Source organism: Hymenobacter koreensis (assembly GCF_039541855.1).
GTDB lineage: Bacteria > Bacteroidota > Bacteroidia > Cytophagales > Hymenobacteraceae > Solirubrum > Solirubrum koreensis.
In genome coordinates this window covers 328979-347482 of the sequence record NZ_BAABHA010000001.1, presented here as the reverse complement: position 1 = coordinate 347482, position 18504 = coordinate 328979, and the positions used below count along the sequence as shown (strand labels likewise).

At 59.3% G+C, this 18504-nt stretch carries 12 protein-coding genes and 1 tRNA gene; 6 read left to right on the top strand and 7 right to left on the bottom strand.

What is annotated here, in order from left to right:
- Positions 1-43: 43 nt before the first annotated feature.
- Positions 44-1474, bottom strand: a complete 1431-nt coding sequence (locus ABD903_RS01480; RefSeq protein ID WP_345220719.1) for an FAD-binding oxidoreductase — start codon at positions 1472-1474, stop codon at positions 44-46.
- A 168-nt stretch (positions 1475-1642) separates the two neighbouring features.
- Here ABD903_RS01480 and ABD903_RS01475 point away from each other — a divergent pair, with 168 nt between their 5' ends.
- From ABD903_RS01475 to ABD903_RS01465, 3 genes are all read left to right on the top strand, one after another.
- On the top strand, positions 1643-2152 hold the full coding sequence (locus ABD903_RS01475; RefSeq protein ID WP_345220717.1) for a C40 family peptidase: 510 nt from the start codon (positions 1643-1645) through the stop codon (positions 2150-2152).
- A 148-nt stretch (positions 2153-2300) separates the two neighbouring features.
- Positions 2301-5777, top strand: a complete 3477-nt coding sequence (locus tag ABD903_RS01470; protein ID WP_345220716.1) for a TonB-dependent receptor — start codon at positions 2301-2303, stop codon at positions 5775-5777.
- A gap of 169 nt (positions 5778-5946) precedes the next feature.
- A tRNA-Ala gene (locus ABD903_RS01465) sits at positions 5947-6020 on the top strand.
- 69 nt (positions 6021-6089) lie between these two features.
- On the opposite strand, the gene cysK is transcribed toward ABD903_RS01465, so the two are convergent.
- Positions 6090-7016, bottom strand: coding sequence for a cysteine synthase A (gene cysK, locus ABD903_RS01460; RefSeq protein WP_345220714.1), 927 nt, complete (start codon positions 7014-7016; stop codon positions 6090-6092).
- Between the two features lie 63 nt (positions 7017-7079).
- Complete coding sequence (epsC, locus tag ABD903_RS01455; RefSeq protein WP_345220712.1) at positions 7080-7910, bottom strand: serine O-acetyltransferase EpsC; 831 nt, start codon at positions 7908-7910, stop codon at positions 7080-7082.
- 169 nt (positions 7911-8079) lie between these two features.
- Here epsC and ABD903_RS01450 point away from each other — a divergent pair, with 169 nt between their 5' ends.
- Positions 8080-8418, top strand: a complete 339-nt coding sequence (locus ABD903_RS01450) for a cupin domain-containing protein (protein WP_345220710.1) — start codon at positions 8080-8082, stop codon at positions 8416-8418.
- Positions 8419-8688: 270 nt separating this feature from the next.
- Positions 8689-11652, top strand: coding sequence for a T9SS type A sorting domain-containing protein (locus tag ABD903_RS01445; RefSeq protein WP_345220708.1), 2964 nt, complete (start codon positions 8689-8691; stop codon positions 11650-11652).
- Positions 11653-11765: 113 nt separating this feature from the next.
- On the opposite strand, the gene ABD903_RS01440 is transcribed toward ABD903_RS01445, so the two are convergent.
- From ABD903_RS01440 to ABD903_RS01430, 3 genes are all read right to left on the bottom strand, one after another.
- Positions 11766-13724, bottom strand: a complete 1959-nt coding sequence (locus ABD903_RS01440) for a peptidylprolyl isomerase (RefSeq protein ID WP_345220707.1) — start codon at positions 13722-13724, stop codon at positions 11766-11768.
- Positions 13725-13848: 124 nt separating this feature from the next.
- On the bottom strand, positions 13849-14916 hold the full coding sequence (locus tag ABD903_RS01435) for an MJ1255/VC2487 family glycosyltransferase (RefSeq protein WP_345220705.1): 1068 nt from the start codon (positions 14914-14916) through the stop codon (positions 13849-13851).
- Between the two features lie 145 nt (positions 14917-15061).
- Complete coding sequence (locus tag ABD903_RS01430; RefSeq protein ID WP_345220703.1) at positions 15062-16753, bottom strand: LIC_10190 family membrane protein; 1692 nt, start codon at positions 16751-16753, stop codon at positions 15062-15064.
- A 108-nt stretch (positions 16754-16861) separates the two neighbouring features.
- On the opposite strand from ABD903_RS01430, the gene ABD903_RS01425 reads away from it, so the two are divergent.
- A complete protein-coding gene (locus ABD903_RS01425) occupies positions 16862-17791 on the top strand; it encodes a hypothetical protein (protein WP_345220702.1) in 930 nt (309 codons plus the stop codon).
- 78 nt (positions 17792-17869) lie between these two features.
- Here the strand turns inward: ABD903_RS01425 and ABD903_RS01420 are convergent, their stop codons facing one another.
- Positions 17870-18463 carry a DUF4136 domain-containing protein gene (locus ABD903_RS01420; RefSeq protein WP_345220700.1) on the bottom strand — a complete coding sequence of 198 codons (594 nt, stop codon included), beginning with the start codon at positions 18461-18463 and terminating at the stop codon, positions 17870-17872.
- Positions 18464-18504 lie beyond the last annotated feature (41 nt).

The following is an 18504-nucleotide window of genomic DNA, read 5'->3' as shown; positions in this document are numbered from 1 at the left end:
CTTTTTATCTGCTAAGTCCACAGAATTCGGCTAACTTCCTGGTTTAGAAAATCTTGTCGGGGTTCATAATTCCATGTGGGTCGAATACCTGCTTGATGCCGCGCATCAGCGCCAAGTTGATTTCGGGCAGGGCAATGCCAATGTATTGTCGCTGCACCATGCCAATGCCATGCTCCCCGGAAATTGTGCCGCCCAGCTTTACGCACAACTGAAACAGCTGCCGAATGGGCTCTTGCAGGCCGTGGTTCCACTGCTCATCCGTCAGTTCACCCCGAATGATGTTCACGTGCAGGTTGCCGTCGCCGGCATGGCCGTAACACACGCTTTTGAAGCCATACTGGCGGCCCAGTTCCTTCACCCCTTTTAAGAGTGTAGGCAATGCGGCGCGCGGCACCACGGTGTCTTCTTCTTTGTAAACCGAGTTGTAGCGCACGGCATTGCCAATGTTGCGCCGGATTTTCCACAGTTCGTCCTTCTGGGCGGCCGTATCGGCCAGCAGAATTTCGCCCACGTCGTAATGCTCCAGCACGGCGTACACCTGTTCGGCCTCCTTGTATAACTGTTCCAGGTCTTGCCCATCTAGTTCAATGAGCAGGTGGGCACTGATGTCTTCGGGCAGAGTGAGCGGAATATTTAGGTAGTTCGAGGACCATACAATGGCCTCTCGCTCCATAAACTCCATGCCCGACGGGATAATACCGGCCCGGAACACGGCCGACACGGCCTCGGCCGCCTGCTCCTCCTGCCGAAACGGCACCAGCATCAGAATATTCTGCTGCGGATACGGCAACAGCCGGAATACCACTTTGGTGATAATGCCCAACGTACCCTCCGAGCCCACCATGAGTTGCGTGAGGTTGTAGCCGGTGGAGTTCTTAAGCGTATTAGCCGCCGTCCAGATGATTTCGCCGGTGGGCAGGACAACTTCTAGGTTCAGCACGTAGTCGCGGGTGGTACCGTATTTCACGGCTTTGGGGCCGCCGCTGCTGTGGGCCAGGTTACCGCCCAAAAAACAGCTGCCTTTGCTGGCCGGATCGGGCGGGTAAAACAGTCCCACTTCCTTCACGGCGTTCTGAAACGCTTCATTCACCACGCCCGGCTCCACGGTGGCCTGCAGGTTGCGCTCGTCTATTTCAATGATGCGGTTGAGCCGTTCGGTACTCAACACCACGCCGCCGTGCGCGGGCAAAGCGCCGCCGCTGAGCCCGGTACCGGCACCGCGCGGTGTTACGGGAAGCCGGTTTTCGTGGCAGAGACGCATAATACGACTCACCTCATCGGCGTTGGCGGGGCGTAATACCACGTCGGGGGTGAAGTGTAGGTCCTCCGTATGGTCGCGGCCGTAGCGGGCGTAGTCATCGGAGGCTTGCCCGGCGGCCGTGAGCACATGCTCCTGACCCACAATGGTTTCAAAAGCCGCCAGCAATGCGGGCGTACAAGTCTCAAACCGCTTTATTTCTTGTAAATGGCTCATTCGCGTATCTTTGTCCCGATGCCGAAATCATTTCTAAAAGTACGGCTTTCAGCCCGGCCGTTGGGTTGGCTGCCGTTACTCGCGCTCGGGTGGTTGTTGATGCTGGCTGGGTGCAAAAGTGGGCAGAAGCTGAATTACCGCAATGGCCGGTATTATTCGGCCCGTGAAATGGCCCGCATGAAGGCCGAAAGCCGCGGCCGTACAGCCAGCCGGGTGAAGACCAAAAGCAAAACGGGTGGGAGAACCACTAAAACAGTGGTGCGCAAGCCCGGCAGACCCGTTAGCGCCAACCGGCAACTTGCCTCGGTTATCGAAACGGCCCGCTCCTACCAAGGCACTCCTTATAAATTCGGAGGCACCACCCGTTTGGGACTCGACTGCTCGGGGCTCCTATCCGCTTCGTTTGGGGCGGCGGGCGTTCAAATTCCGCGCTCCTCCAACGAGCAAGCGGCTTGGGGCGACCCAATCCGTTCGCAGGATTTACAGGCCGGTGATTTGGTATTTTTTGGTGCTTCTCCCGGCAGCCGCACCATCACCCACGTGGGCCTGGTAACCGAAGTCAGCGAAGAAGGGGTGCAGTTCATCCACTCTTCCACCTCTTTAGGGGTCGTGGAAAATGCCTTGGAAAGCGACTATTATCTGAGTAGATTCATTAAAGCGGTACGCCCTAAGTTGTGAATTTCCGTCGTAGCTTTGCGCTCCGTTTTCGCTCCCCTGGTTGCCTGGTAGCCCGGTAAATGTAATACTCTGGTAACCTCGTCTGCCGCCCGTCGGCTGTATTTTTGCCCCACTTTCCTGAGTACCTTTTTCACCAATGTTCCCTTTTATGAAACAAGTACGTTTACGCCACTTGCTTGCGCTGCTGCTGACGTTGCTGTCGGTGCAGCAGGGCTGGAGTCAAGGCGTTACGACCTCCTCTATGAGCGGTGTCATTACCGACAAAGCCGGTGAGGGACTCCCCGGGGCGACGGTAATTGCCGTACACACGCCCACTAACTCGCAGTACGTGGCCCCAACCAACGCCGACGGCCGCTACAACATCCAGGCAATGCGCGTGGGTGGTCCGTACACGGTTCGCGTAACGTTTGTGGGTTACCAAGAAGCTGTGCGCGAAGGTATTTTCCTGAGCCTAGGCCAAAACCTGCGCCTCGACGTTAACCTGAGCGAGACGACCCAAACGCTGGCGGGTGTAGAAGTGCAAGGCCGCCGCAGTCCTATCATCAACGCCGACCGCACGGGTGCTGCTACTAACATTCAGCGCGAGCAAATCGAGCGTCTGCCTACTCTAAGCCGCTCATTCAACGACTTCACGCGATTGACTCCGCAGTCAAACGGTGGTCAGAGCTTTGGTGGCCGGAATGGCAACTTCAACAACGTCACGGTTGATGGCGCCCTGTTTAACAATGCTTTCGGTTTGTCGTCTACTGTTGGTGGCCAAACCAACTCGCAGCCTATCTCGCTTGACGCCATCGAAGAAATCCAGGTAAACATTGCTCCCTATGACGTTCGTCAGGGGTCGTTTACCGGTGCCGGCATTAATGCCGTTACCCGCTCGGGCACCAACAAGTTCTCGGGCTCGGCATACGCCTTCCGTCGGAACAACAACCTGATTGCGGACGAAGTACGCGATACAAAGCAGCCTTTCGCAGCCTTCAGTCTGTGGCAGGTAGGTGCCCGCGTAGGTGGCCCAATTATCAAAGACAAGCTGTTTTTCTTCGTTAACGCCGAAGCCGAGCGCCGAGACGATCCGCCCGGTAACTTCGTTCCTTCCCGCCCCGGCCAAAACACGCCTGGTGCCGGCGTATCCACAGCGCGGGCCGACGAGCTATCGGTGCTGAGCAACTTCCTGCAAACGAACTACGGCTATAATACCGGCCCGTTTGAGAACTACCAACTTGAGACATACAGCGACAAGCTGACAACGAAAATCGACTGGAACATCACCCCCAAGAACGTTTTCAGCTTCAAGTACAACTACCTGAAGTCGTTCCGTGACGTCCCCCCCAGCCCATCTGGTGCTCCCGCGGGCGGCCGTAACCCTTCGGCAACGAACCTTCCTTACCTAGCCGCTTTTTACCGCATTAACAACAACCTGAACTCGTTTATCGGGGAGTTGAACTCGACGATTTCGGGCCGCCTGTCTAACACCTTCCAAGCCGGTTACACGGCTTTCCGCGACTCGCGTGAAAGTTCCGGCGGGCTGTTCCCCACGGTTGACATCGAAAACGGCGGGGGCCAAGCTTTTACCTCGTTTGGCTACGAGCCGTTCTCGGCAAATAACATTCTCAACACGGACGTAACGCAGATATCGGACAACCTTACCTACTCCGCAGGCAAGCACGTTCTTACTGTAGGTACGTACAATGAATTTTACAAATTCCGTAACGGTTTTGCACCTAACTACTTTGGCCGCTACCGCTTCCGCAATCTTACCGACTTTTACTCCGCAGCCGTAACGCCAGATGCTCCCTTCGGATTTATCTACGACCCGGCTACTTTGGCACTAACGCGGCGTAATGCAGCGCTGCCGCCGACCGCTCCAAACCCGATCTTTGATTACGAGGTTCGCTACTCAGCACTGCCCGACCGTAGTTTCCCGTTTGCCGACGTGAGAGCGTACCAACTGGGTTTTTATGCGCAAGACGAATTTAGCGTGTTGCCGAACCTGAAAATCACGGCGGGCGTACGCGCTGACATCCCAGTTATCAATACCGAAGTAGAACGCAACGAAACCGCCGCAAATCTAGAGTTCCGCGATGGTGTACGGTTATACACCGACCGCTTGCCCAAAACCAACGTGCTGTTCTCGCCGCGTATTGGCTTCAACTGGGACGTGAAGGATGATCAGAAAACCCAGCTGCGCGGCGGTACAGGTATCTTCACGGGCCGTGTTCCTTACGTCTGGATTTCGAACCAAGCTTCCAACAACGGTGTGCAGTTCGGTACTTACCGAAGCACCACTGTTCCAGGTGGTGGCCGCGTGGTCTTCTCGCCCAACGTTGATGCATCGGGTGACCGGGCCAACCCCAACCTGCCTGCTAACGCAACTGCCTCGACCAACTACAACTTGGCTGTAACCGAAGAGACCTTCAAGTTTCCGCAGGTATTCCGCTCCAACTTAGCTATTGACCAGCGTTTGCCCGGCGACGTGGTTATGACCTTGGAGGGTATATACACTAAGGACTTGAACGCAGTATACCACCAGAACGTAAACCTGCCCAACCCGTCGGCTACGGCTGCCGGTGCTGACAACCGCCCCTTGTTCCGCGACCCTGCCGCGCTGAACACCCGCATAAACCAGATCTACCGCGGCCAGCCGGTACCAGGCACCACCACGGGTGAGCGTTACCCCAACATCTCGGATGCTATCCTGATGCGCAATACTAATAAAGGGTATTCGTACACGCTGACGGCTCAGTTCCAGAAGACCTTCGACAACGGCGTTTCAGCCAGCCTGGCTTACAACTACGCCGATGCCCGCTCGGTAAACGACGGCGGCTCCATTGCCAACTCCATCTGGCGCGACCGTCAGGTGCCGGGTGACCCCAACTCCGAAGAGCTCAGCTACTCGCAGTTCCTGCAGCAACACCGGATCGTCGGTTCGGCTTCGTACCGCCGCGAATACTTGGGTCATCTTGCCACTACGCTATCGGCTTTCATTGATGCGGGCCCAGGTTTCCGTACCTCATACACCTACAACGGAGACTTGAACGGCGACAACAACCTCAACAACGATCTGATTTATGTGCCGCGTGATCAGAGCGAAATCGTGTTGACTGACATTGCCTTCTTTAGTGGTACGCCCCAAGCTTTTACCTACACTAAAGAGCAGCAATGGGCCGACCTTAACCGGTTCATCGACCAAGATAAATACCTAAGAACTCGCCGCGGTCAATATGCCGAGCGTAACGGTGCCGTGTCACCTTGGGTAGGATTTATCGATGCTCGCTTGCTCCAGGATGTATTCACTAACATTGGTGAAAATCGAAACTCTCTGCAATTCAGCGTTGACGTTTTCAACGTAGCTAACCTGATCAATAAAAATTGGGGTGTCTCGCAGTCTACTTACCGCACGGGTTTGCTTCAGTTTCAGGATTTTGACACCCGCGCTACCGTGGGGGGTGCTCCAAACCCCGATTTAAACAAACCTCGCTTCACTTACCCTTACTTCAACAACCCGACGCGCAATGCGTCTACGGGTGAAGTAACCCAAGGTGAGCCGCTGACGGAATCATTCCGCTACAGCACGGGCGAAGGGTCGCGCTGGCGCATCCAGTTGGGCCTGCGTTACATTTTCAACTAAGCCTTTACCGGCTAATTGCCTGAAAGCGGGCGGAACAGTAGTTCCGCCCGCTTTTTTTGTGGCCCATTCCCAGAGCTTTACAATTTATTTTAGATGGCGTCTTGCAGATTACGCCGGCTGCCGTACTTTTGCACTCACCAAACGCAAACGGCGGGCGGTAATACTACTTGGGGGATTAGCTCAGCTGGCTAGAGCGCTTGCATGGCATGCAAGAGGTCATCGGTTCGACTCCGATATTCTCCACTCGATTAGTAAAACAGAAAGGCCGACCTGGTATTCCAGGTCGGCCTTTCTGTTTTAAAGCAGTTACCGTTATACGAATAAGCCGTCGACGGAGAGGTACCGCTCGCCGGTATCGTAGCAGAAGGTAAGGATGCGGCCGCCCTGCGGTGCCTCGGCAATTTTGCGGGCTACCGCCGCTAACGACGCACCGGAGGAAACCCCTACAAAAATCCCCTCCTCGCGGGCGGCACGACGCGTCATCTCAAAGGCTTCCTGCTGACTAATCTGCACTACGCCGTCGAGGACCTCGCGGTGCAGGTTATCGGGAATGAAACCAGCCCCGATTCCTTGGATGGGGTGCGGACCGGGCGCTCCGCCGCTGATAACAGGTGAAAGTTCCGGCTCCACAGCAAACGTCTTCATGTTCGGGAAATGCGGCTTGAGCACTTCGGTAACGGCCGTGATGTGGCCGCCGGTACCCACGCCGGTAATGTGAAAGTCGAAGCCGCCTTCGGGAGCGTCGCGCAGAATCTCCTGGGCGGTGGTTTCGGCGTGAATCCGGATGTTAGCGGGGTTGCTGAATTGCATGGGCATCCAGGCACCGGGAGTATCACGCACCAGTTCGTGGGCTTTTTCGATTGCACCCTTCATGCCTTTTTCGCGAGGCGTGAGTTCCAGGTTAGCGCCGTAAGCGGCCATCAGGCGGCGGCGCTCAATGCTCATGCTCTCGGGCATTACCAGGGTGAGCTTGTATCCCTTTACGGCCGCTACCATGGCCAGACCAACGCCCGTGTTGCCGGAAGTAGGCTCTACTATCAGGCTGTCGGGCGTAAGCAGGCCCTCCTGTTCGGCTTGCTCGATCATGGCCAGGGCTATGCGGTCTTTGATGCTGCCGCCGGGGTTGGCCCGCTCCAGTTTCATCCAGACTTCTACGTCAGGCCTGAGGTTATGAAACAAGCGGTTCAGGCGCAATAGCGGCGTGTTGCCGATGGTGTCGAGAATGGTGTTGGCTTTCATGAGCTGACGGATTGATTGACAGATGAGTGCTTTAGCAATAACCCCATTGAGGGGATAAAGCTTTCAGATGGAAAAGACGAGGTCAGCCAATGGATCTTCGGATCGGGTTACGTGCAGCTGGGCGCGGTGGTACACCCGCGAATGCGACGGCACGCTTTCCGTGAGCCACACATTGCCGCCTATGATGCTGTGCCGCCCTACCGTAGTGCTGCCCCCCAGAATAGTTGCCCCGGCGTAAATAACCACGTGGTCTTCAATGGTGGGGTGGCGCTTAAGCCGAGCCAGCTCTTTGGCAACGCTCAGCGCACCCAAGGTCACTCCCTGAAACAACCGCACATGGTCGCCGATAACTGCCGTTTCGCCAATCACAATTCCGGTTCCGTGGTCAATGCTGCAGGATCGTCCGATTTGGGCGCCGGGATGGATATCGATGCCGGTACGCTGATGGGCATGCTCGCTTAGCAAACGCGGCAGCAGCAGCACTCCTCGCCTGTTTAGGGCATGCGCAATGCGATGAAACGCCAAGGCGTAGAAGCCGGGGTAGGTGCAGGTAACTTCGGCCAGGTTCTGGGCCGCGGGGTCGGCGGCGAGAATGGCTTCGGCATCGAACTGCAGCAACTCGTGCAGTTCCGGTAATAACGCCAGCAGTTCGGCAGCCAAGGATTCGGGTGGTGCTGGTAGGCTCGGAGCACTGCGCAATACCCTCGCCAGGGCCTGCTCGTGTTGGACAAGCACATCGGCTACCGCAGCGGGTTCGAAGAGCCGCTCCTCGGAACGTTCGGGAAAGAGCAGCGCCAGCAGGTGGTCGACCAACTGCACCAGGGCCGGGCCGGGCAACGGGGCAGGTGCTGCCCGGTGGGCCGCTGCCAAGCGCGCAAGAAAGTCAGTTGCCATGGGTGGGGGAGGCCGCAGGCCCCGTGTAGTGCTATTGGTAGCAATGTATAGTAACCACTGCAAGGCGCACAGGTTACAGCCCAGCTTGCGGCACCAAGGCGGCAACTGATAACGGTTGGGTTTCGTTAGCCCGTATTCACGTATGTTCCGACCTTAATCGATAAACGCCATGACCGACACCACCGTTACCAAAATCGATTCCCGACACTCGCCCAAAGGCCCCGATGGCCAGAAGTACCTGGCTTCGGGCCTGAACGTATCCATGCGCCTGTGGGAAAACGAGCAGCCGGGCAAAGCCAAAGAAACCGTAAGCCGGGACTACGAAACCGTTGGATTTGTAGTGAATGGCCGCGCGGAGTTGCACCTCGAAGGCCAAACGGTACTGTTGGAACCCGGCAATTCGTGGGTGGTGCCCAAAGGCGCTTCTCACACCTACCGGATTCTGGAAGCCTTTACGGCCGTGGAAGCCACTACCCCACCGGCCCAGGTTCATAACCGCGACCAGTAATATCCGGCCTGTGTGCCAAGAACTGAGCACCGCCGTTTCACACATTGTGATTCGGCGGTGCAATTATTTATAACTATATTATAATCAATAAATTAAATAGAGATTTTGCATTTTTCTTTCTAACGAAAAGTACATTCGCATTCCAACTGCTATTGCCCGATTGGCCTTCGCGCCAGAAAAGTGCAAAACAGTTATATTTTATGTATGCAGATGCCTAAACATGTATGTAGCTCTGCACGTTGAGGGCGTACACTTCTTACTGGTTGGGATATGAGAAACTTCTTACGCTTGCTGCCCGGCATCCTTACGCTCAGCTGCTTGTCGTTGGCTGCTCGAGCTCAGGGCCCGGCATCGATTTACATCAACGACCTCTCGACGGCCGGCGACGTGTACACCACGGCGCCCGGCAACGATGCTACGGGCAACGGCACTGCCGGAGCCCCGTTTGCCACGGTGGCCCGCGCCCTCGAGTCTGCCGGACCCTCCACCGCCACACTTTTCATTGATGCGGGTACCTACTCGGAGCGGGTAGTGCTCAGCAAAAACGTGAGCCTGCGCGGCGCCGGTAACCTCACGAGCAGCCCCGGTTCAGCTACAATACTCGATGGCGGCCTGCCCGCTTCCAGCAGCCAATCGTTCTTCGCGGGGGTGTTCATTAGTGCCAGCGGCGGCACGGTGGCAGCACCCCTTGTCATTTCCGGCCTTACCATCCGCAACTACGACCTCGGTATTCAAACCGACATTACCAGCAGCAAAAATTACTTCCTGCTGGAAGACGTGGAAACGGTGAACAACCGGCAATACGGTATTTTTTGGAATGGCCAGGGCGGAACTACCCCCGGCACTTCGTTCATCACATTTCGCCGGGTGCGGGCTTCCAGCACGGCCGTGGCGCCCAACACGCGCGATGGTGGCGCAGGGCGCGGCTTGTTTTTAGTGAACGGCCACAAGCAGCACATTCTCATCGAGAACAGTGTGTTTGAAGACAACGCCCGCGCTGGCATCGACATTAACGACGGCAGCGTAGGCGACCTGACCATTCGGGGCTGCCGGTTTGGGCGCAACCTGGGCGCTGCCATGTCCATTCTGGGTGTGGCCGGCAATCGGGACGGTAGCGGCAACTACACCAGCATTGCGGCCCTCATCGAAAACAACATCATTCGCGACAACCCTTCGAACGGCATGGAGTTGAAGTCGTGCACCGGAACCGGGCGCGCGGCAGGTCCCGGCAGCTTTGTAATACGCGGCAACTCCATTCTGCGCCAAATCCTGGCCCCCGGCGTATCGCCCGATCCGCAGTTTGATGCGGCTGGCATTGCCTTCGTCGACCGTGACCGAACCGCTGCCGGTGCTCCGTCGGTGGGCGGCGTAAACGGCGACCTAGTAACGGGTGGCGCCTGGATAGAAGGCAACGTGGTACGTGGCTATTATTCCACGCCTAACTCGTCGCAGTTCAACATCAATGCCTTCGGCATGGTGCTGGAAGGCAGCAACAACAAAGTAGTGTACAATGAAGTGGCCCAGTGCCAGTTCGGCATTCAGGTGCAGGACCGCCCCACGGGCACTGCCACCCAGTTTAATGCCTACTTCGGCGGCGGCGGAAACCGCCTCGTAGTTTCTGCCGGCGACAGTATCCGCCAGAACCGCATCGATAGCTGCCAGGTGGCGGGCCTGCGGGCCGTAAACCTGACCAACGTAGTGGATGCCGCCACCAACTGGCTGGGCGGCACTTCGGCCACTGACATCCGTGGCGCCTCGGGCCTTGGAGGACGTGTGCGGACCCTCAACGGCAGCTTGGCAGAAGTATCCTCGCTGGCCCCCACGGGCCGCATCGATTACAACGCCTTCCTCAATACCCCTGCTGATGCGTTAGCCGCCGCCGGCTGGCAGGGCGACCTAAGTTTCCTGAACGTAAACCACGACCGTCCCGCAGCCGGTACCCTCGGGGCCCTGGGTCAGGGCGCCAGCCTTGTGCTCGACGGTGGCACGGTGGAGGCCCTGGCTGGCCTATACACCGAAAACGCCGTGGTGACCAAGAGCTTCACGCTGCGGCAGGAAGCCGCTGGCTCACTCACGCTGACGGGCCTGACGCTCAACGGTCTGGGCAAAGCCCTTACGCTGGGCGTACCCCTAACGGTGAGCAACAGCCTGACCCTTACGGCTGGCCTGGTGAATACCATTGCGACCAACCTGCTCACGTTGCCCGACAATGCCACCAGCACGGCCGGCAACGCCACCAGCTACGTGAACGGACCGCTCCAGAAAATCGGTAACGACGCCTTCGTGTTTCCGGTAGGGCGCAATGGAGTATGGGCGCGCCTGGGTATTTCGGCACCCACTACCACTGCCAGCGCCTTAACCGCAGAGTACTTCGATGCGGCCTTCAGCAACAGCACATTCAATCCGCCCCTGGTGCGGGTCAGTCAGATAGAGTACTGGACGCTTAACCGCACTGCTGGCACCGGGCAAGTTTCGGTGAGCCTGTACTGGGAAAACGGCGGCCGCAGCGGCATAGCAGATCCGCAGTTTCTGCGCGTTGCTCGCTTCGATGGCTCGGCTTGGGTAAACGAAGGCAACGGGGGCACCACGGGTTCGGCTGCGGCAGGCTCCATCGTATCGTCGGGCGGTGTAGGCGGGTTCGGACCTTTCACTTTCGGATCGACACGGCTTATCAACCCCTTGCCCGTGGAGCTGAGCGCCTTTACAGCCGTGGCCGACGGCGAAGGCACTGCCCGCCTTACCTGGACGACTTCGTCTGAGCGAAACAATACCGGTTTCGAAGTGGAACGTTCGCTCAACGGCCAAGCCTGGCAGCGCCTCGGCTTTGTGCCCGGTCATGGTACTTCCACGCAGCCCCACTCCTATTTTTACCGCGACGTGGCTGGCCTGAGTGGCCGGGTCTTCTACCGTCTGCGTCAAATAGACACCGATGGCCAGACCAATTATTCACCCGTGGCCACCGTGCTGCTGCAGCTTGGCAAAAACGCCTTGGCCGTGTATCCAAATCCGGCCAAAGCAACGGTTAACCTGCGCCTATCAACCCCAGGCAACGGCCCGGTGCAAGTACAGTTAACCGACATAACCGGCCGCGTGGTACTGCGAACCGATCTGTCGTTTGCTAACTCGGAGGCAGCGCTGCCCCTTACGGGTGCCTTGAAGCCCGGCGTGTACCTGCTGCAAGTAAGTGGCAACGGCCTCGCCACTCCCCTAACCCAGCGGCTGGTAGTGCAATAAGTTTCCCATCCAGCTACGCAAAAGCGGCCGTTCCTTGTGGAACGGCCGCTTTTGTATTTACATCAACCGTAGGTGCGGAAATTCGCCGGAAGCCAGCACGCATAAGCCCCGGTTTAGAGTAGTTCCACGCTGCTTATTCGGTCGCCAATATCGAGGCGGTGTACCACGTCCATGCCGCGTTCTACCTGGGCGAAAATGGTGTAGCGGCCGTCGAGGTGGTGCGTGGGGGCATGGGTGATGAACCACTGGCAGCTTTCGGTGTCTTTACCAGCCGAGGCCAAGCCCACGGCCCCTTCCCCGTACCGCAGGTCGGCGAATTCGGAGCGCAGGGTGTAATCGGTACCGCCCCACCCGTCGCCGCGGGGGCAGCCCCCCTGCGCCACAAAATTGGGTACCACGCGGTGGAAGTTCTTATTGGCATAGAATCCCTGCCGTACCAGCTGCACGAAACTAGCCACCGAGCCGGGAGCCTCTTCTACCCGAAGGCGCAGCACGACGTCGCCACGTGAAGTATGCACCACGGCGCGCTGGGTAGCTGGTATGGTTTGCACCAGCGCCCAGTCGATGGGGTGCTGCGCCGCCGCGCTGGGCAAAGGTGTGGGCGTGGTTTTGTTGGCGAGGAAGTCCAGCGCCTGTTGCAGGGCCTGCCACGCTTCAATATCGCGCGGCAAGGCAATGCGCGACTGCGCCTGGCGCAGCAGCTCGGTGTTTCGGAAAGCACCGCGCATTTCCAGCTTCGGCTCGCGCAACGCCGTAGCGGCAGTACCGATCAGGGCCACGTCGTTCGTTGCCAGAGCTTTTTCCAAGGTGCTTACAAAGAGCGGCTGCTGCGCCACCGGAAAATCGGGGCGGCTGCGCAGGGCCACCAGCGCTTCAATGCCATAGGTACTGATAACCGGCACCTGGTTGGGGGCGAATGTGGCCTGCTCCACGAAAGCGTAAGCCGCCGGGTCTTCGCCCAGTGCTTTCAGCAGAAAAGACTTCTCGTAAACATCGGTAGCGGTGCTGAAACGCTGCTCGATGACGGCCCGAATACCCGGCTTTTCTTCGGCTGCAGCGTGGTGCAGCGCAGCCGCCAGCAAAGTGCTGCGCACGCGCCAGTTGGCTAGCCGGTTAGCGCGGTCGAGAAAAAGCTTACCGGTTTCTCCGGTGGCGTGCGTCAGAAAAAACTCGGCAGCGGTTACAGCAACCTGGTTACTGGCATCGTCGAGAGCTGCCCAGGCGGCTTCCTTCACGGGCAGGTACATGCCGGCGTTCATGGCGCGCAGGGCTGCAACGCGCACGCGGTAATCGGCGTCGCGGCGCAAAATACCGCTAAGCGTAGCCGGCAGCGCCGTTGACTTTACTTTGCTCAGCGAGGTGGTAGCAGCCACGCGCACGGGGTAACGGGCATCGGCGGTGGCGGCAGCTGTAATGGGGGCTTCGTACTGCGTTAAATCGAGGCGGGCCGTGCGGGCCAGCGCGTTTGCCGCAGCTAGGCGGGCACCGTAGGGCTGGGCCGCGGCCAACAGCGTAACCACCCGCCGCACCGCTGCCTCCGATGTAACCCCGCGCAGACCCGCCCGGTAGAGTCCCCAGGCCTGCCCCACGGCCTGCAGCGTATCGGTCGAAGGCGGGACGCGCAGCAGCAGCGGCAATGATGTGCGGCCCACGCAGCGGCCCAGGGCCTCCCATTGGTAGCGGCGGGCCTGGGCATCGGTTTCCGTGGCTATTTGGCTGGCCAATACGGGAGCGGCCGCGCTGTCGGCGGTTTGGCCCAGGGCGTAGGCCGTGGCTTGGCGTACCTGCGAGTCAGCGTCGGAGAGGGCGCTAAGCAAATCGGGCAGCGCGGCGCGGTCCTGTACCGAGGCAAAGGCCATAGCCGCGGCCCTGCGGTAGCTGCTCTTGGGGCTTTGCAGGTAGGTGCGCAGCACGGCGGTCTGCCGTTGGTCCTGGGCCGTAGCAATACGGCGCAGAATGGAATCGGCAGCAAATTGATTGGGAGCAGTACCCACGGCGCCGGGGGTGCGCGTGGTGGAGCAAGCCGCCAGGCAAAGCCCGACTGGCGCGAGGAGAAGGAGCAGACGATTCATTAAGCCGGAATTTAGGCAAACAGACGCAGACCTGCTTTCTATCTACCGTTTAACAGCGCCTGGCGGTATCAGGGAGCAAGCGCATCACCGCTATTTTCAAGTACGCCCGGGTAAGTCAAGTTCCCTACCCTGCTGGAGCCACTGCCCGCAGCACTTCGTCGAGCCGAGCAAACAGCTCGTTATTGCCGTGTTGCTCGTAGCCGGCCAGGGCCTGCTCAAAAGGCTTGAGGTCGTACAGGAAGGCGCGCAGGTTGTCGGGCGTAAGGGCGGAGAAATGCCGGCCGTAGCTGAGCTTTTCTACTTCGGCCGCGTTCAGCCACTGCTCAAACTGGGCCGGAATGGGAATAGCACAAATGGGCTTGTGCAGGTACACGGCTTCCGAAATCAGCGAAAAGCCACCGTTGGTAACAATGGCCCGGGCCGAGGCCAGGTCGTCGATGAAGCCGGCCTCGGAAAACGGCCGCAACTTCACGTTGCCGTGGTCTTCGTCGCGGTTAAAGCCGTACACCCGAAACTCCTGCTGCGGCAATTGCTGCAGCATCTGCACAAGGTCGTTCTGATTGGTACTCGACTGGTAGACCAGCACGTGCTGGCCCTGGCGCGGGCGCGCCGCCACAATTTCGGGCCGGATAATGGGCGGCACCAGCGTGGTATCGGCTTTGGCTACGGGCGGGTGAAAAAACGTGGTAATGAGGTAATGCTGACTGCGCGGCAGCTTGGCGCGCACAATGTGGCGAGCCAGTTGCTGGTTGCCGCGCTCTTTTTTGGGCACCGCCACATCCAGGTTGGTGCGGCTGATAACCTGCATGTTGTCGATGCTGATGACGGGCAGGCGCTGGGCTTTGGCGAAAAAGTAGCTGAACGACTCGAAATCGGAAATAACCAGATCGAAGCGGCAGCAATTGCGCAGCAGGTCGCGGTAACGCGTAAAGTTCAGTCGCAGGCTGTCGGGCGCGGTGCGGAGCGTGAGCGAAGCTGTCCGGCTTTTCGACACGGTGAGGTGCTTGTAGGCCAAGTGAAATCCGCGGATTTCGCGCACCCGCTCCCCAAAATTATCGGCCAGCAGCTTGTAGGCGCGGCTGCTGCTCACCACCTGCACGTCGTGGCCCTGCTCGAGCAAGTGGCGGATGATGACTTTGCTGCGGGTGGCATGGCCGAGGCCCTCACCAGGGACGCCGTAAAGGATGTTCATCTTTTTTTTGGGGTCTGAAATCAACCGGCAAGTAACAATAAATACCGCACGGCAGCCTTGCACAAGGCTGCACCCGCTGGGCTTCAATAGCTCAATGTGCCACCTCCACCGCCGTGCAAACTGGCAATTGGTGAGCACCTCTGGCTTAGTTCCCGCGCCGAAACCCGTTGCGCCACGAAGCCCCCCTGGCCCTTAGGTTGGCCTCGGTGCACGGAGCACAGGGCAATGGGGCACCGTAACACTGCAGCCCGGTGCGCGGCACCCGTATTTGGCCGCCTTTAATTGGCACCAGTTCGGTAAGCATTTGGGGAACTGGTTCGGGCCACAGCACCCGAGTAGCAAACCGGCGTGGGCTGGTACGCAGGTGGTAAACCGGGTCGCGCATTTGCTGCCCCACCCACAGCAGCAGCGCCACCACCAGCGCACTGCGCAGCCAGCCAGATGGTAGCAGGGGCCGCGCCGCCAACCAGGGCCATAAGGCGGCCACCAGCAAAAAGAGTAGCCCGAAGCGAAAATCGGGGGCGGAAAGCAGCCAGAACCAGCCACCCAGCCACGCCACCAGCCAGCCCACGGCCCAGCCGGTTTGGGTGAGCGGCACACCGCGGCGCCAGCGCCCAACCGCGGGCAATACCGAACCCGCAGCCAGGATGAACACCGCTTGCTGAAAGGGCAGACTCAGCCGCCACCACGTGGGTACCCAGGCAGCCAATGCGGTTTCAGGAGCAGCTGCGGCCACCGCGTGCGGCACGTTGCGGGCCAGGTTTACAATGAGCCGCTGCTCAATGCGCGCGGCCTCCAGCGGAACCTTCCAATCGAGGGCCAGCCAGTCCAGCGCCGGCAGCGGGTACACCAGGTAGCCCGAAAGCACTACGTTACGGGCCAGCCAAGGCAAAACCAGTACCGCTACGGTAGCCAAAGGCACAGCCCAACGGCCGTCCGTGACTAGCTTCCACCGCACCGTCCAGAGGGCGTGCGCGGCCAGACCCAGCACCGGCAGCACCGAGAGTTTCATGGTGACCAGCGTAACGGCCAGCAGCACGGTAGCCAGGGCCTCGGACACCGTTAAGCGGGATGCTTCGGCGCGCCAATGCGTGGTATAGCGCAGAAACAGCAGGGCTGCTAATGCGGCGGCAGGCCCATCGGTGAGGGCCGAAGACAGCCGGCTCTGAAACGGGTAGAGCAGCAAAAGCATTAGCAGCAAGGCCGCCCAGGCCGTGCCGGACCGTTGCCGATGGCGCCCGCCTTCGTTCCAGGCCCGCCCCACAGCCACGGCAAGCAGGGCAAACGGGTAGCTGCCCAGGCCGTACGCGGGGCCAACCGGCGTAAGCACCCGAAACAAAGCCGTAGGCAAAAACCAGCTGGCGTTAAAGGCCAGCCGGCCATGCAAATTGCCCAGGCCCGGTACCACGGGGTAATGTTCCGTCCATTGCAGCGTTTGCAGCGTGTACAGGCCCACATCGAAGCTCATGGGTCGTTGCGAGGCGTACACCAACACCCAAACCAAGAGCAAACTACCCAAGGCCCATCTCCAAAGGTTGGCCGTTTTCAAGTGCTGGCGCGCCTGTTTTGCCCATTGCTGTATTGCCTGGCGTTGCCACACGGCACTCAGCAAGGCAATGCCTGTTACAACCACCCGGGCGGCGTCGGCTACGGGCCACAGCAGCGACCAAATCTGCAGAAACGCAATGAGCAGGCCCAGCCCGAGGGCACTGAGCCATTCGGACGGCAAAGGCAGCGGCTCGGCCGGGCTCAGCCGCGCCAGCCAGCGGCAGAGCGCCGCGCCCCAGGCAGTGGTACACACCGCCGCAACCATCCAAGTAATCAGTACCGTAAGCATTCGGGGTGCAAAGGTTGGCAAATATGCGCAGCCCGCCGCCGTGCTTTCGGCCCGATTTTCGCCCGCCGCTGCTTAGCGGTTTCCCTTCAGAGTGCTTTTCTTCGTCCTATGATTCCTTTCTCCTCCCTTTTGCGCTGCCTGCCGGGCTTGTGCGTAATGTTGCTGGCTGCATGTAGCGCCCCGCGCTCGGTTATCCAATCCGGAAAAGTTACGCCCCGTGGTGAGTTTAGAGTGGGCGGCAACACGGGCGTAAACGTGGGCACCGCGGCCCTGGGCAAGCTCACCGGCGCCGTGAAAGAATTAGCCGAAGAAGCCGCCGACAAGGACACGGTAAACTACCGTCCGGCCCTCGACCAGGTACAAGCCGCCGCGCTGGCCTACGCCCTCGACCCCACCGTTGCTACCTCTGACCTGTACGTGCGCTACGGTGTGTTCGACCGCATCGACGTGGGTTACAAGTACTCGTTCGGCGCCCACAGCCTCGATGCCATGTACCAGTTTATGGGCCCCATTGGCACGCCCGAGAAGCCCGGCGGCGCAGCCGGCGCCAACTACGGCAGCATCGGCCTGCAGTTTTCCACCCAGCGCGCCAAGCTGCCCAGCATTCCGTTCCTCAACGATGCCGAGCGGCTGCTGGGCTTCTCGGCCCGCCGCATCGATTTGCTGGTACCGCTGGTGTTCAGCCATTCATTTGGGGCCGAAGAAGAAATAGGCAGCATCTCATACGGCCTGGCCTATAGCCACTCGTTTCTGAAGTACGGTTTCGAGCCCGGCAAAATTTACACCGGACCGGGCAGCGGCCAAACCACCCAGAAGCTGCCCAGCGTATCGGGCAGACAAAGCTTCGGTGCTTTGGGCGCCTTTGCGAACCTGAAAATTGGCTACCGCTACGCGTATTTCCTGCCGGCCCTGGCCATTTACTACCAAAACTACGGCACGTATCAGCTGCTCAACAACAAGGAAACCAAGCTAAAGGGCGTCACCATCATTCCCTCAATTGGGGTGCAGTTCCGGATTCCCAACACCCGCAACCGATAGCGCCATTCCCCTAGAAACGCCGCGCCCCGGCTCCATTGCAGGAGCCGGGGCGCGGCGTTTCTAGGCTTTACTGCGGCCTTACCGCAGCTGTGCTTCCTGCGACTGATATTCCTCCGACAACACCCGGTAGCGGTCGAAAATGGAGCGCACGGCGCGCCGCATGACGGCCATGGCTTGCGGCCCCGCCGGTGCCGATACGTTTGAGGCGTAGCCCTGCCACACGGCGCGGCCGTTTTTGCGGTCGATGAGGGTAATGAGCAGCGTTCCGTCGCTGAGCAGGTAGCGCACCCGCTTGTAGCCCTGTTTCTCGGTTTCGGGCGTTTCCTCCGACTCCACCGTCTCTTGCTTAATCCATTGGGTTAGCTCGGGCTGGTCGTAGCCGGTGAAGCGCATGGCCCCGTCGAACAGGCGGTACGACACCAGCAGGTCGGGCCGGCGGGCGGTAATGCGGTAGCCCTGGGAGCGGAGGTGGGTTTGAATAGCTTCCCGCACCGTAGCCGCGAGCTGCGAGGTATCGGGGGTGGTGTTGGACTCCAGAAAATTGTAGCTGCGGTAGTGCTTAAAGTCTCCCGCGTAGCTGTAATCCGATTCGATACGGCTTTCGCGAGCCGCGAAACAACTCGTTAACGCCCAGCCCAGGAGCAGTACAGCAGAAGTAGAAATGGGTTTCATACGCAGAAAATAACGGTGGTTGGGCGGGGGACTTGGAAGTT